The following is a 16,638-nucleotide window of genomic DNA, read 5'->3' as shown; positions in this document are numbered from 1 at the left end:
TCTTGACTTGATTTAATTTAATTATAATATATTAACATTAAAGAAAAATGAGAAAATAAATTTAATAGTCTAAATTATTTGACTTTTTAAATTTCAAATGTTATAAATATATAGTGGCAAATAATATAGTAGAACCATATTAGATTTGTTTTGAAATTATATTAGAATTATAATAAAATAAATATTATGAAGCAAGAAATCTTGAATCTTTGATAAAATAAAAAAATTCGAGTTATTAAGCATATCTATTAAATGGTTTGAAAAATAGTTTTAAAATATATTTAAATTTAGGAGGAGAAAAAGATGATTTACACATTGACATTGAATCCAGCATTGGATTATGACATGTATCTGAAGGATGATTTAAAAGCAGAACATTTGAATCTTGCCCACGAAGTAAATTATAGAGCTGGTGGAAAAGGGATTAATGTTTCTAAAGTATTGAAAAATCTGGATGTGGAATCTACAGCAATTGGATTTGTTGCTGGATTTGTTGGAGATTTTATTGTTAAAGATTTAAAAAAAGATAACATAAAATCTGAATTTGTGGAACTTGAAGGAAATACTAGAATTAATGTAAAGGTTAATGGGAATGACAAGGAAACTGAACTTACCGGAGTTTCACCAGAAATTACAGCAGAAAAATTGCAGGAACTAACTAACAAAATTTCTGATTTAAAAGATGGAGATATACTTGTTTTATCTGGAAGCATCCCATCTTCAATCAGCAGCAAAATTTATAAGCAATTATCTGAAAATGTAAAAGCAAATGTTGAAATTGTGCTTGATACAAGAGGAAATTTATTGCAAGACAATATTCACAATAATCTTTTTGTTAAGCCGAATATTCATGAACTAAGAGAAATGTTTAACGAAAAACTGGAAACAAAGGCTGAAATCGTAGAAAAATGTAAATTCTTTTTAGACAGAGGAGTTAAAAATGTCATTTTATCTAGAGGCGGCGAAGGCGCATTGCTTGTAAACAAGGACTTTGTGCTGGAAGCATCTGTTCCAAAAGGGCAATTAATCAACTCAATTGGTGCTGGAGATTCTATGGTTGCAGGATTTACTGCAGGATTTGTAAAGGGGCTTTCTCCAGAAGATTCATTTAGATTAGCAGTCGCTTCAGGAAGTGCTACAGCTTATTCTTATGGACTTGCAGAAAAGGATTTAGTAAATAAATTGTATGATGAAATTGAAATTTCAAAGGAAACTTTTTAAAGAGTAAAAATCAAACTTGACAATTGAGTAAAATAGTAATGATTTTTGTATTTAATTTTAAAGTTGCTTTACTACGGCTGAAAATAAAAATTATTTAAAGAAATAAAATGAAAAATAATAAATTAAGGATGGTGTACAAATGAAAATATCTGACTTACTGATTAAAGATAGAATTAGTCTAGATGTGAAATCTACAACTAAAGTAGATATAATTAAAGAACTTGCCAGACTGCACGAAAAAACAGGTGTCCTGAATGATTATGACGGATATGTAGAGGCATTGATGGCTAGAGAAGCTCAAAGCTCAACTGGAATTGGTGAAGGAATCGCAATTCCACATGCTAAGACAAAATATGTAAAAAAACCTGCACTTGCAATGGGTAGAAAACCAGAAGGAATTGATTACGATTCATTGGATGGAGAACCTGCAACATTGTTCTTTATGATTGCCGCTCCAGATGGCGCAAATAACACTCATATTGAAACACTTGCAAGATTATCACAATTATTATTGGATGATGATTTCAAGGAAGCTCTTGAAAATGCAAAGACAGCTGATGAAGTACTGGAAATCATTAATAAAGCTGAAGCAGAAAAATTTGCAGAAGAAGAAAAGAAAGATGCTGTAACTGCACAAGCTCCAACTGATGAAAATGCTCCTTACATAATCGCAGCAACAGCCTGCCCAACAGGAATTGCCCATACTTATATGGCGGCAGAAGCACTAAAAAAAGCGGCTGATGAAATGGGAATAAATATAAAAGTTGAAACAAACGGTGCAGATGGTAGAAAAAATGTCTTGACTGATGAAGATATTAAAAAAGCTACCGGTGTAATTTTGGCAATTAACAGAAATATCGAAGTTGACAGATTTGATGGAAAACCGTTAATTCAAGTGGAAGCAAAAGAAGGAATTAACAATGCAAAAGCATTAATTCAACAGGTTTTAGATGGAAAAGCTCCTATTTTCCATGCAAGCGGTTCAAAAACTGCAGATTCTTCTGAATCATCTTCATCTGAGAAAAAAGGACTTTACAAACACTTATTAAGTGGAGTTTCATATATGCTTCCGTTAGTAATAAGTGGTGGAATTTTGATAGCATTGGCATTTTTAGTTGATACATTGTCTGGTAATGGTGGAGCTGGAGCAGAATACGGTTCTAAAGCACCGCTAGCTAAAATGTTAAAAGATATTGGCGGACAGGCATTTGGATTGTTTGTTCCAGTATTAGCTGGATATATTGCTTACAGTATTAGTGAAAGAGCGGCATTAGCGGCAGGACTAGTTGCAGGAGCTATTGCAACAGCTGGTGGTTCTGGATTTATTGGTGCATTGCTTGGTGGATTTTTAGCTGGATATGTTGTACAAGGTTTAGTAAAAGCATTATCAGGTATGCCAAGATCTTTAAGCGGATTGAAAATGATATTATTGTATCCAGTTTTATCAGTATTAATCACAGGTGTAGCAATGGTACTTGTTATAAATCCGTTTGCAGCAATAATTAACAATGGTTTAAATGCTTGGTTAAATGGAATGTCTGGTTCAAGCGCTGTTCTATTAGGTGCAGTTCTTGGTGGAATGATGGCTATTGATATGGGAGGCCCTGTAAATAAGGCAGCTTATGTATTTGGTTCTGGAACATTGGCAGCTACAATGACATCTGGTGGAAGTTTACCAATGGCAGCAGTTATGGCTGGTGGAATGGTTCCTCCAATCGCAATCGCATTAGCATCAACATTATTTAAAAATAAATTTACTGCACAAGAAAGAGAAGCAGGACTTACAAACTACATTATGGGATTCTCATTCATCACAGAAGGTGCAATCCCTTATGCAGCAGCAGATCCAACAAGAGTAATACCAGCAAGTGTCGTAGGTTCAGCAATCGCAGGAGCATTAACAGGACTATTTAATATAAAAATACCTGCTCCACATGGTGGAATCCTAGTAATGGCATTAAGCAACAACTTCTTCCTATATTTAATAGCAGTTATAATTGGAAGTATTGTTTCGGCTATTGTTTTAGGAGCATTAAAACCTGCCATAAAAGAAGGATAAAATTTTAAATATATTTTAATTTAAGAACAAAATAAAAAACCGTCTTGTTTGATTAATTCATTTAAAACGGTTTTTTTTATTTACTATGAAACTTAATATTAAATATATTTTTTTAATATTTCTATTAACTCTTCTCTGCTAATTTTCCCTTCTACTAATTCAACTATATATGTTTCCATGTCAGTTATATATAAATCTATTTTTTCTCTATAACCATTGATTGAAAGAAAATATGCTCCACACATTAATGCAGTTCTTTTGTTTCCATCATTGAAAAAATGATTTTTAGATATGCTAAAAATTATATATGATAATTTTTCTAAAAATGTCGGATAATATAAATCATTCTGCACAAAATCACATACTTGACTAATTCCGCCTTCATCTTTAAAACCAAGCAATCCACCACTTTTTTTTAAGACTTTTTCATGAATCAAAGCTACGTTTTCAATATCAAAATATCTAATCATCATTTATCACGTAACCTTCTCAAAACATCTATATGTTCATCCATTTTTTTATCCAAAAATTCCATATTATCAGCTAATATTTTTTTATTTTTTCTATTTTCTTCAATTTCAATATAATTTTTTAGCATTTTAGTTACTATATTGGCTTCATCGCCTCCACTTTCTTTTAATACTTTCTGAAAATTATTAATTAAATTACTGTCTAATTCTACTGAATAAATCATACTATCAACTCCCTTTCCTTCTTTTATGAATAAATCCTTTACAAATGAATTATATCATATTTTTTATTTAAAGGAAATAATAAACTCACTAAAAATTTTCTTAATTATTTAACTTTCAAAAACTTCAATCTCAAAGCATTTCCCAAAACCGACACCGAACTAAATGACATTGCAAAAGCTGCAATCATCGGGTCTAACTTCGGTCCATTGAAAAATGCATAAAATATTCCAGCTGCAAAAGGGATTCCAAGTACGTTGTAAAAGAATGCCCAGAATAAATTTTCCTTTATATTTGTAATTGTTGCCTTGCTTAATGCAATCGCTCCTGCCACATCCCGCAAATCGTTTCTAATTAAAACAATATCAGCTGATTCTATAGCCACATCTGTTCCATTTCCTATCGCAATTCCTACATTTGCTTGGGCTAACGCTGGCGAATCGTTGATTCCATCTCCGACCATTGCGACAAATTCATCTTTTTCCTGAAGTTCCTTTATTTTTTGAGATTTTTGATAAGGCAGAACTTCTGAAATTACATCATCAATTCCCACTTGCTTTGCGATAAATTCTGCAGTTTTTTCATTATCTCCTGTAAGCATTATTGTTTTAATTCCCATTTTTTTCAATTTTTCAATGGCTTCTCTGCTTGTTTCCTTAATGACATCGGCAACTGCAACAATTCCTGCCAATTCATTGTCAATCGAAATATACATTGGAGTTTTTCCTTCATTTGACAAAATATTATAGTCCTTTTGAGAAATTTCCACATTAATTTTTTTATTTTCCATTAATTTTTTATTTCCAATTTGAATTTCCTTGCCTTCAAAAGTCGCACGAATCCCATAACCTGGCATTGCCCTAAATTTTTCATAAGGCTTAATTTCGATATTTTTCCCCTTTGCTTCATTTACAATCGCTTCTGCCAGCGGATGTTCAGAATCATTTTCCACACTTGCGGCAATTTTTAAAAGTTCATCTTCCTTATAATTTCCATAAGCAATCAAATCAGTTAATACAGGCTTTCCTTTAGTAATTGTTCCTGTTTTATCAAATACAATTGTTTTAATTTTATATGTTGTTTCAAGAGCTTCTCCACTTTTAATAAGAATCCCGTTTTCAGCACCTTTTCCAGTTCCAACCATTATTGATGTCGGAGTCGCAAGTCCCAATGCACACGGACATGCAATTACAAGCACGGCGATAAAAAACGACAATGCAGTAACTAATCCGCTTCCGCTCACAAACCAGGCAACTCCTGTAATTATCGCAATCCCAATAACAATCGGCACAAAATATGCCGCCACAACATCAGCCATTCGTGAAATCGGAGCTTTCGATCCTTGCGCTTCCTCAACTAGCTTTATAATCTGTGACAAAACTGTATTTTTCCCAATTTCAGTTGCTTCAAATCTAATACTCCCATTTTTATTAATACTTCCTCCAACAACCTTATCCCCAACTTTTTTACTGACTGGCAAACTTTCCCCAGTCAACATTGATTCATCCACAGAAGTTGCACCTTCCACAATTTTCCCATCAACCGCAATTTTTTCCCCAGGCTTTACAATTACAATATCTCCAACCTTCAGATTTTCAATTAAAATCTCCTTTTCCACACCATTTTCAATAATTTTAGCTTTTTTAGGCTGAAGTCCGATAAGTTTTTTTATTGCCGATGAAGTTTGCCCTTTTGTCTTTGCCTCCAATAATTTCCCAAACAAAATTAACGTAATAATTACACCAGCCGATTCATAATACAAATCCATGTGCGCTTCAGGATCCACAGTAACAATTCTATATGTCGCATAAATTCCATAAAGTATCGCCGCTGTCGCCCCAATTGCAATTAACGAATCCATTGTCGGTGATTTTCTTACCAAATTTTTAAAACCATGCGAAAAGAAATCTCTCCCAGCATAAATGATTGGCAAAGTCAGCACAAACTGCGCTAACGCAAAATTAAGCGCATTTACCTTAGGATTCAAAAATTCAGGAAGTGCCGCCCCAAGCATATGCCCCATCGAAATATACAAAAGCGGAATAACAAATACAATCGCCAAAATCAGTCTCTTTTTCAAACTCGCTATCTTTTCCTGATAAAGCTCAACTTTCCTGTCCTCAGTCATATTTTCAACTAGCCCATACCCAGCCGATTCCACTATTTTCCTAATCTTATCAAAATCATACTTTCCTTCATCATACTCAACATTCAATTTTTCAGTTGCAATATTAACCGAAGCATTAATATCCTCATTCTTGTTAAGTGCCTTTTCCACAGCATTAGCACAAGCCGCACAGCTCATCCCAGTTACTGTATAAATTTTTTCTGCCATATTTTTTCCTCCTCTTAAACTTTACTGTCAAAAATATTACTGTTTTTTAATTTTTAATAATTTACTTTTACAATTACTTATTACAAATATTATTATTTAAATTTTTCAATTACTCAAAAAATTTATAAATTTAACAAATTAGTTTTTTTTTATATTTTCAAACATGCCTATGCCCATTATGCCCACAATTACACTGCCCTTTCACGCAGTCACACAAAACCTCCTTCACAGCTGTCTTCCTCTTTTCCTCCACAGCCTTCAAAATCAGTTCCAAGTCATCAAAACTAAGCTCACTGTTCTCAATAACCTTCCCGATCATTTCCCCAACCTTCGTTTTACAAATCTTACTAAAAGTCCCCAATATATAACTATTAGCCACTTCCTTTTCTGTAAAATCCGTCGAATAAATATACCTATTCCCAACTTCCCTCTTTTTCAAAACCCCCTTTTCCAGCAGCCTATTCAACAAAGTCTTTATCGTAGCCTGCTTCCATCTCATCTTCTCACAAAGCACCTTCGCCACAAACCTGCTCGTCACTTCATCATTTGCCCAAACAACACGCATCACTTCCCATTCTGCATCAGTTATATGCCACTTCTGCTCAATTCCGCTACTCTCTTTCATAATCACCACCTCATCTAAAATGTTTACATTTGTAATCTTATATACTATTAGTTTACAACAGTAATCGTTTTTTGTCAAGTATTTTTTTCTAAATTAAGAATGGCAAACATCAAATCCTTAATTTTTTTAGTCCTTTTTTTGTTATTAATAATTTTTTACCACTTCACTAAAAATTATTTAAAAATAATCATCAAATATATTTAATATTTATTATAAATATTGTTTAAATCGAGTTATAAATTGTTTTACTAAACTTATTATTTTAAACAAAGCATTAAATTTTGTTTTAAAATAGTCCTCTATGGCCCCCCCTTAAGGACTCCCCCTCATCCGCCCCCATTCCTACCAGGATTTGCTGGACTTTGTTGAGGGTGTTTGAAAGGTTTTTTGAAAAATAAGGCTATTCTGATACTTTTTAGGCATCTTGAAGGATGTCTAAATCTAAAAATAGGCGCTATGAAGGCTGGAAACCGTGAAAATTAAGAACCTAGGGCAAGAAATTTTGCTTCGCTGGCAAAGGTAAAGTAACCTTTGTCAAGGTGACTAATTGGAACTTGGCTTTTATGGGCGGCTGTAAATTTACAAATTTTAGGAGGAAAAAATGAGTAATAATCTGCGACAGATTGCAAAGGACTTGCGATCGTTTGTAAAAAGATGTAAAGATGTACATTATTCTGACAGCCTGCTTATCTCTTTCTTGATAACAGGACTTTTAACAATTGCGCCAAAGCTTCATGCTGACGTGGCAAGCGAACAGCAGGAAATCACTGCACAGACTTATGACGCAATAACTGATCTGCGGCAATCATTCATGCGTGCAAGAAAAGAAAACGAAAAATCACTAAAAGGAGCCCAAAGCGAACTTGTTCAGCTTCTAAAACAAGGGGATCAGGTAATAAAGAGCCCATGGGCATCATTCCAGTTCGGAACAGGATTTACTAACAACGACTGGGGAACAACTTACAGAGGTAGAGGTGGAAAATACCTTGAATACTATAGAAGAGACAATGACTTGACTAAATATGTGTTTGACAAGGATAAACACTTGTATGGGGCAACTAACTTGAACATACCTCGTAACCAAGAGCCAAACTCATTGACAATCAATCCGGCTAATGTGCATGAGCCTTATAAGCCTTATGTGCCTGAAAGATTGGATAATATTAATGTTCCTAAAGATCCTTCGTTTAATCCAAGTATAGTAAGTCCTAATCCAATAAATCCAAACTTTGTAGTAAACAAAGAAACTTTTGAACCTATTTCTGTTGAAATGGATAGATCTGGTGCTACACATGATATACATCGTGCTAATAACTGGATAAATTATAGCAATGCTGGAATTCGTGCCACATCAAATACTGAAGTAACTAATGCGACTTTTAGTCCTAATACACTTTATAATTCTAGATGGTGGTGGGGTACTGGTACTCATACAACAGCAACTCCTGGTAATGTAACTGGTGGAACTATTAATATGGGAACTACTTACCATGGTGGATATTATGATGGTTCTAATTGGATTGATAATGATTGGTGGGGAAATGGTTATATTAGTTATAGTGATCTTACTATTGGAGGTAGCAGTTATTGGGGTAGAGATGAAAATACCAGTGCTTATGTTTCTCCATGGGGTGCTATTAGAACAGTAAATAGTGATGATACAGCAAGAGAGTACTATATTTCGAAATACATGGAAATACACAATGTTGATTATAATACTGCTGCTACTGCTGTACCTGCTTCCAGTATTTCTCATACATACTCTGGTGGTGTACATAATGGTTATTCTACTATCGTAAGTGGCTTGGGAACTGTATCTCTTAGTACACCTTATTTAACAAACCAAATTGCAGCGCGTAATTCTGTTACAGTTGGAATTAAGGATGCTCCATCAGTAAAAAATGTTACTTTTAAGATAACTGATACACCAAAAGATCATGGCTATACTGGTTTAGCAGTTACTTCAGGAAATGGAGTCGCTCAAGGAAATCATTATGTTATTTCTCCTAGTACAAACAAATCTGGTGTATCTGGAAGTAATGGTATTTTAGTAACTGGTGGTACTTTGGATAATGAGACCGATGGTCTGAATGCTAATAGTAGAAGTACTATAAGTGTATCTGGATTAAATAATGATGGTGTTTTGGTAACTAATACTGGTAACTTTAACGATTATGAAACACAATATACTGTAGCAGGAGACGGTGCATCAGATACAGGAAATAATGGAATATCTGCAACTGGTGGTAAAACAAAATTATATGCTGATTATTTTAATATAAGTGGGACTCATAATAACGGTATAGCTAGTTCTGTCACTGGTAATAGTAATTTCATTGTTAAAGGAGCTTCCATTGATGTAGATGGAATCAGTAATAACGGTATAATTGTTGCTGGTGGTGGAGGTATTAAATTAGAGCATGATCCTTATAATCCTGTTGCTTTTGGTGGCGGAGTTTGGCGTTGGAATAATATAAATGTAAAAGGAAGTAATAATAATGGGTTATATGTTGCTAATGGTACATCTGATATTTATGCAACTAATATAACAGTAGTTGGTGGTGTCGATATAACAAAAGATAATAAGACTATCATTACTTATAATAATGGTATATTGGTAGGTTCTGAATATGGAGAATCAGCTTTTGTTGATATAGGAGTATCATCAATAGATGCAAAAAAGACCAATGGAAAAGGTGCAGGTATATATTTATATGCTGGAGATATAAATTTCAATACTCTGCAAAATGGTCAAACTGTTAATATTTCTGGTGATGGTTCAGATACTTTATTGGTTGTAGATGCAGCTGGTGGTAAAGCGACTACTGGAACGCCTGGAACAGCTTCTAATACTGTTACTTTTAATAATAATTCCGCTTATGCGAATATTGCTGGAACACGTTTTGATACTACAGGTGGTGGCAATACTGGTATTTTGATACAAGGTGGACATGCTGTTTATACATATAATTCTAATACTGAAGGTTCTAATACGACTATTACTGGTATTTGGGATATGAATATGACTGATGGCGATAATAACGTTGCTATTAAAAATAACGCCTATGCCCGTACTTTAAAAATTGAAAATAATATAAATCCAACTAGTCCGGCTGCTGCAACAAGTGTTACTTCATTTAATAATGCAGGACATATTCAAATGAGCGGTACTAATAATATTGCATTCTTGAATTTAGGATATGTTTCTAATAAAGGTGGTTCAAGTTTAAAATTAGATGATGTTGCTTTGAATGGTGATAAATCTTCTGGTGCTGTTTTCTATACAGATAAAAATAAAGGGCAAGTTGATAAATCTACAGTTGATACAGGAGTATTCTACGGTACTGTGAAACTTCAAGGTGCAGTTGGAACAAATTCAACAAGTGCTGGAAGTGTAGGTATTTATGCTAATACTGGTCAAAATGCTCATTATGACGGAACTGTTTATGGAGGACTTCAAAATAAAGCTGGAACTACTCCTATACCTGTAGATGATGCTGCTAATTTAAAAGTTTCTGAACTGAACTTTGGATTAGGTAAATATGCAAATAACAGTATTTTGGTATATGCTTCTAATGGTACAGGAATAGATGTGGGAGAAAATAATGGAACAGCTTATCAATCTAATAAATATGTAGATCCTGGAACAACTGCACTAACAAATGTTGCTGGTGGATTGACCAATGATGTTATTACTGATGGTGTAACTACTGATACTCAAGTTTTATGGGGATATGTCAAGAAAAATGGAGAAACTTCTAGTAATTCAATTATAGGTTATGCTACTGGAGATATATCTCAAATTGCTCATAGATATTATAATATAGGTGGAGTTTATGGTTCGCACATAACTTTTAAAAAAGACATTAACATGGTTTCTAAAAATGGTACAGCTTTAAGAACTGATAAAGGTGCTGTTATTGATGCAGAAGCTGTAAGAGCAGGAGGATATAAATCTATTCTTGCGTATGCAAATGGAATTGGTTCAGGAAATGGAACTCCTTCAACAGTAAACATAAATGGTAATGTTACTGCTGCTGACTATAATACTTTAGGATATTATTATGACTCAACTAATACAAATAATGCATATAATAACTATGGTGCTGTCGCTTTAGATGGAGGAAAAGTAAACATTTCTGGTACAGCTGTATCTACAACACCAATAGAAGAAGAAAGTCAAGGTAACGGTGGAACAGCAATAAGAGAAACTGGTACAACAAAAAATAAATTTTCAGAGTTGAAATTTAATACAAACTCTTTAATTTATGGTATGGCTGCTTATGCTAATGGAAATGGTTCTGAAGTTACATTTAATTCAGGTGTATCAGTAATTGATGGAGAAAATGGTGCATTATATGCAACAAATAAAGGTAAAATAAACTTCCGAGGTGATATAATTAACCAAAATAATTTACCTGAAACTATTACTACTGGTACTCCAACTGGTATAACTAGCATGACTGGTGCTTCTCATACAAGAATGGGTAAAAACAATGTAACTGGAAGCAATGATAATGATCATAGAAATACAACACCATTCTATGTTTATAGAAATAATGGTTCAGATGATGCAAGTATAATTTTCAATGGAGATACAAAAATTGATATGTACGATGGTATTCTGTTAACAGGAAATACTTATGATCCAAATCCTTCAGTGTTAGGAGCTGGAAATAGTATAAATAGAGAATGGGATTATGCTAAAGAAGCATGGAAAACTAGTACAGATGCAAATGAACAAAGTATTTATGCACATGCTAAATATAAAAATACTGATAAAGTAAAAGTTAAAATTATGGAAGGCGATGTAAATATAGGTCTTGTTAATCAATATAAAGATGCATTGAAATGGAATCAAAATACTATTTATAACAATGATATTTTAACTGGTATAGGAACATATGCTGGAGGAATGACTATTTCAACTGTTAATGATTTAAAAGCAGCAAACATCAGTCTTATTAATGATAAATTAGACATTGATACAGATGTAAATGTAGAAGATGTTGTTAATACTAAAACTCCTGCTGGAACTGAAGATGGATTTAATAGCCTGAAAATGGAAAGTACAATGGTTACTGTTAATGCAAGTAAAACTATAAAAGGAGATGCTGCAAACAGAGATTTAACTGATGCAACAGGTGGTACTAATTATCAAGTTAGAAATGCTGGACTTTCTATGGCAAACACACTTTACAGATGGGATGATGTGCAATCTAAAGATAATCCTCTTTGGAGAAAGACTAAGAATACTGAATCAGGATTTATAAATAAAGGAACTGTTAATATAACTGGTGGTCAAAAAGATAATGCTGTAACTGCATTAAATGTATCTTATGGAACTATTCAAAATGAAAAAGAGATAAAAGTGGATCATGGTAATGGTATGGTTGGTACTGACAACAGTATCTTAACAGTTACAAAAGATGGTGAAATTACAGTTTCTGGTAAGTACACAAATCCAGGTAATTTAACATCAAATTCTACAAATTCAAAAAATAGCACTGAGACTACTCCTAGTGGAGCAAACTACGGTATAGTTGGAATTTCAAGATATGATACTAGAGGTCATTATGAAAATAGTTATAATATAGATGGACAAACTGTTCAAACTGATGCAATTGCTATCACATCTGATGGTAAGATTAAAGTTGATGGTGGAGAATCTGTTAATGGTGCTGTAACTGCAACTGGTATTTTTGCTAAAAATGTTAATGCTAGCCAAGGTAATGTAACTATTAATTATGCTGATGATCAAATTAAGACAGCTGGAATAGAAGTACAAGCTAATGGATCACCTTCAAGTAGTAGAGGAGTAGGTATTGCATTAGTTAATGCTAATCCAAATGGTAATGGTGGAATAATCAAATTAAAAGGATTTGATGGAAACCTTGGTTCGGAATTAAGTATCGACAATAATATTGTTACTAAAGAAAATGGTATTGGTGTTTATGCTGAAAATGCAATAGTTCAATTAAATTCTGACAAGTTTACAGTTACAACTAAAGATGATGGTGTTGGACTTTGGGTAACTGATAATTCTGAAGTTGCAAAAGGTGCTAATCACACTAAGACATTCCAATACAATTATTTTGGTAAAAATGATAAAAATGGATTTGCAATGGCATTTGGTGGAAGAAATACAGGAATTACACATGCATCAAATGACTTAGATATTAAATTCTCAAATCATGCTGATACAGGTGTAACATTGCAAGCAGAAAAAGCAGGTACTACAACAGGTACTACAAAAGGAATCGCAGGTATCTTAGTAAATACTAATGATGGTGCAGATACTGTAACTAACAGAGGTAACATTGAAGAAGATTCATCATCTAAGACTAATGTAAGAGCTTACGGTGCAGTAGTTAATAAAGGAACATTTGTAAACTATGGTAAGATTAAACTTAACGATTCATTAGATCATCAAGCAAGCCAAATTACTTCTGAAGATATGAAGAAAGTTAATGTAGGAATCTTTGCAAACTCTACTAACAAACTTGATACAACTATCACAAACCGTGGAGATATTACAATTGGAGATTCTACAAATAATAAGAATATCGGAAGCTGGGCTATTTACGGATATAATGTAAATACTGACTCTAAGGAAGATGGAAGCAAGTCTAAGATTACAATTAACAGAAACAACTATGGTATTTACTCTGGAGATGGAAATGTTAATATTAAGAATACTAAATTGTTAGTTGGTAATGACACAGTTTTAGGACATGTTCAAACTACAGCAGGAGTTTCAACAGCGCCAGGGGCTTACCCTATTGATAGACAAAATGGACAATATTCAAATGCAAACGACTTGTTATCTAGTTTAGACAAGCCAAGAGAACTTGACTCTGCAATTGGGGTATATATTGATAAAGGAAGCATTGCAAGAGATATTAATGTAAGTGCTGACATGGATATTGACAGATTCTCTTTTGGTATCGTTATGGCTGAAAAGAATGGAGGACCTACAACAAATGTAACAATAGGATCTCCAACAGATGCTCCAACAATTGTGCTGGCTTCTAACAAGAATACAGGAGGACAAGTTAAGTCAACAGCACCATCTAACCCTAAAGTTCCAGAAGAAACTAAGGAACAAGGAAACTCAGTATACTACTATTCAGCAGATACTGAATCAAGAGGTAAGTCTTATGCCAACGTGTCAATGAACGGAGACTACAACACAGCTTACTATACTAAAGGTTCAATGGATAACTACGGAACAATTGACTTGAGATCTAAATACGATGTTGACAACAACAACGTGGCAAGAGGATACGGAAACGTAGGTATTTTCTCAGCAAATACAAGTGCACCATCAACAAACTACGGAACAATTACTACAGGTATGTCTGATACTGTAAATATGCAATATTCAGCAGCGATGGCGGCAGGTAGAAACCACTACAAGACAGATGGAAACTTTGACAAGACAACAGAAGAAGGATACATTGTAAATAAAGGAGACATTATCGTTAAGGAAAAAGAAGGTATCGGTATGTTCGCAACTGGTGCTGGATCTAGGGCAATTAACTACGGTAATATCCGTCTTGAAGGAGAAAGCGCAATTGGTATGTACCTAGACCGTGGAGCGATCGGGGAAAACTATGGAAACATCGAAGGTAATGCCCAAAGCTTGAAAGGGGTAGTAGCAATTAATGGAGGTTACATTAAGAACTACGGACATATTAATGTAACAGGATCAGGATCTTACGGAATCGTAACTGATGGATCAAGATTTATTGTAGATGCAAACGGAAATCCAACAGAAGTTCTTCAGTCAACAGATTCAAGATACACTTCAACATCTGCAGTAACAGCAGGACAAACTAACGGAAAAGGTGGAACAGACCTTTACGGAGGAACAGAAAGCTCAATTGAAGAAGGAACAAGCGGAAATCCTAAGACAACAGGAGTTGGAACAACAATAACAGCTCCAGACATCGTGCCTATAACTAAGGTAAGCGTTGACGGAATCGACACACCGATCTTCAATGTTGAAAGTGATGCGGCAAACCCTGGAGACTGGGCTAAGACTGTAACAGTAAGCAGCAGCATCCAAACTGGAGGAACAAGAATAATTGACCTTTCAGCTAAGAACGAATGGGGTAACCCAGTATGGGAACATGCATACAAAGACCCATTATCAGAAGTAACATCAATCGGAATGTATGTTGATACATCAGGAGTTAGATACACTAACCCAATTGACGGAATCCAAAACTTGCCTAAATTAGGAAAAGTTGACTTGTACTTCGGACCAGAAGCGACAATGTATACAAACTCTAAAGCAATTAGAATTGGAGACAAGGTTGATGCAAATGGAACTGTAACTAAGAGCAACATCTTGAAGCCATTTAACGATGCATTGTCAAGATTGCCAGGAGGAGCAAAGGTAAACGTTCTTTCAGGAAGCTTGACTTGGCAAGTATTAGCAAAACTTGACTCTAACAACCAATTGTCAGAAATTTACATGAGTAAAGTTCCTTATCATTCATTCGCTTATGACAATGATAAGTCTCTAGTAAACTTCACAAACAACTTGGATAACATTTATGAAATCGCTAAGCCGCAAAGTGCTGAAAAAGTTATCTTCAACAAGTTGAACAGCTTAGGTAACGGAGAAGGGCATATCTTGGCTCAAGCGTTTGACCAAATGAGAGGTCACATTTATGGTGGAGTTCAACAAAGAATTAAATCTACATCGGATATCTTGACTGGAGAAATGAACGGATTAAGAAGCGACAGAAATGTTTCTAAGGATTCTAACAAGTTCAAGGCATTTGGACAAAGAAACGAGTTCAAGACAGATACAGCAGGAATGCCTGACTGGTACAGCAATGCCGGAGGATTTGCATTCGTTCATGAAGATGAAACTGTAAGACTTGGACAATCATCAGGATGGTCAGCAGGTGTAGTAAACAACTACTTCACATTCAAGGATTTATCTAAATCTTATGAAAACCAAGCAATGGCTAAAGTTGGAGTGTTCAAGACAATCCCTCTTGATGCGAACGGAACATTTGTTCTTAGCCTAGGTGGAGACGGATTCTTTGGAAGAAATGACATGAAACGTAGATTCTGGGTAGTAGATCAAGAATTCAGAGCGAAAGCAAGCTACTATTCTTATGGTGCAGGACTTAACGCAGGACTTGAAAAGGCATTTGTAATAAATGACGGATTCAGCATAGTTCCAAATGTAGGAATCAGAGCTGAATACGGAAGATTCTCATCAATCCATGAAAATGGAGACATGGCATTGAACGTTAAGAGCGACGACTACGTATCAGTTAAGCCAAGCGCAGGAATCGACTTCAGATACAGCCAGGAAGTATTCAAGAACTCAAACTTGACAGCAAGCTTAGGATTTGCGTATGAAAACGAAATCGGAAAACTTTACGATGTTGAAAACGAAGCAAGAATCGTAGGAGCATGGACAGACTACTTCGGAATCAGAGGAGACAAGGAAGACAAGAGAGGAAACTTCAAGTCAGACTTGAAACTAGGATTAGACAACGGAAGATTCGGATTCAACGTAAACACAGGATACGACTCAAAAGGACACAACTTCAGAGCAGGATTAGGATTGAAAGTATTATACTAATAAATTCTAGGAATGCTGGAAATAGCTTAAACAAAACGGGGGAGGGCTGCCAGAGATGGCGGCTCTTCTTTTTGTTTATTGAACTTAGTAAAA

At 34.5% G+C, this 16,638-nt stretch carries 7 protein-coding genes; 3 read left to right on the top strand and 4 right to left on the bottom strand.

What is annotated here, in order from left to right:
- Nucleotides 1-303 precede the first annotated feature (303 nt).
- The gene (gene pfkB, locus FVE74_RS03025) at nt 304-1,221 is read left to right on the top strand and encodes a 1-phosphofructokinase (RefSeq protein WP_147003169.1); all 918 of its coding nucleotides are present in this window, start codon (nt 304-306) and stop codon (nt 1,219-1,221) included.
- 139 nt (nt 1,222-1,360) lie between these two features.
- The gene (locus FVE74_RS03020) at nt 1,361-3,280 is read left to right on the top strand and encodes a PTS fructose transporter subunit IIABC (RefSeq protein ID WP_147003168.1); all 1,920 of its coding nucleotides are present in this window, start codon (nt 1,361-1,363) and stop codon (nt 3,278-3,280) included.
- Nucleotides 3,281-3,378: 98 nt separating this feature from the next.
- Here the strand turns inward: FVE74_RS03020 and FVE74_RS03015 are convergent, their stop codons facing one another.
- From FVE74_RS03015 to FVE74_RS03000, 4 genes are all read right to left on the bottom strand, one after another.
- Nucleotides 3,379-3,753: a type II toxin-antitoxin system death-on-curing family toxin gene (locus FVE74_RS03015; RefSeq protein ID WP_147003167.1), complete on the bottom strand. Its 375-nt coding sequence runs from the start codon at nt 3,751-3,753 to the stop codon at nt 3,379-3,381.
- Complete coding sequence (locus FVE74_RS03010) at nt 3,750-3,974, bottom strand: hypothetical protein (protein ID WP_021745898.1); 225 nt, start codon at nt 3,972-3,974, stop codon at nt 3,750-3,752. Before FVE74_RS03010 ends, FVE74_RS03015 begins: the two co-directional genes overlap by 4 nt.
- A gap of 104 nt (nt 3,975-4,078) precedes the next feature.
- Nucleotides 4,079-6,307, bottom strand: coding sequence for a heavy metal translocating P-type ATPase (locus FVE74_RS03005; protein ID WP_147003166.1), 2,229 nt, complete (start codon nt 6,305-6,307; stop codon nt 4,079-4,081).
- A 157-nt stretch (nt 6,308-6,464) separates the two neighbouring features.
- A complete protein-coding gene (locus FVE74_RS03000; protein WP_147003165.1) occupies nt 6,465-6,932 on the bottom strand; it encodes a CopY/TcrY family copper transport repressor in 468 nt (155 codons plus the stop codon).
- Between the two features lie 601 nt (nt 6,933-7,533).
- Between FVE74_RS03000 and FVE74_RS02995 the strand changes: the two genes are divergently transcribed.
- Nucleotides 7,534-16,545, top strand: coding sequence for an autotransporter-associated N-terminal domain-containing protein (locus FVE74_RS02995; RefSeq protein ID WP_147003164.1), 9,012 nt, complete (start codon nt 7,534-7,536; stop codon nt 16,543-16,545).
- The last annotated feature ends 93 nt before the right edge of the window (nt 16,546-16,638 follow it).

Source organism: Leptotrichia wadei (assembly GCF_007990445.1).
GTDB lineage: Bacteria > Fusobacteriota > Fusobacteriia > Fusobacteriales > Leptotrichiaceae > Leptotrichia > Leptotrichia wadei_A.
Note: the sequence above shows the minus strand (reverse complement) of the source record. Positions and strands in the feature narration are given on the sequence as shown.

Bases quoted from the DNA above. Each gene is read 5' to 3' on its own strand.
- pfkB (WP_147003169.1), top strand. From the start codon at position 304: ATGATTTACACATTGACATTGAATCCAGCATTGGATTATGACATGTAT.
- FVE74_RS03020 (WP_147003168.1), top strand. From the start codon at position 1,361: ATGAAAATATCTGACTTACTGATTAAAGATAGAATTAGTCTAGATGTG.
- FVE74_RS03015 (WP_147003167.1), bottom strand. From the start codon at position 3,753: ATGATGATTAGATATTTTGATATTGAAAACGTAGCTTTGATTCATGAA.
- FVE74_RS03010 (WP_021745898.1), bottom strand. From the start codon at position 3,974: ATGATTTATTCAGTAGAATTAGACAGTAATTTAATTAATAATTTTCAG.
- FVE74_RS03005 (WP_147003166.1), bottom strand. From the start codon at position 6,307: ATGGCAGAAAAAATTTATACAGTAACTGGGATGAGCTGTGCGGCTTGT.
- FVE74_RS03000 (WP_147003165.1), bottom strand. From the start codon at position 6,932: ATGAAAGAGAGTAGCGGAATTGAGCAGAAGTGGCATATAACTGATGCA.
- FVE74_RS02995 (WP_147003164.1), top strand. From the start codon at position 7,534: ATGAGTAATAATCTGCGACAGATTGCAAAGGACTTGCGATCGTTTGTA.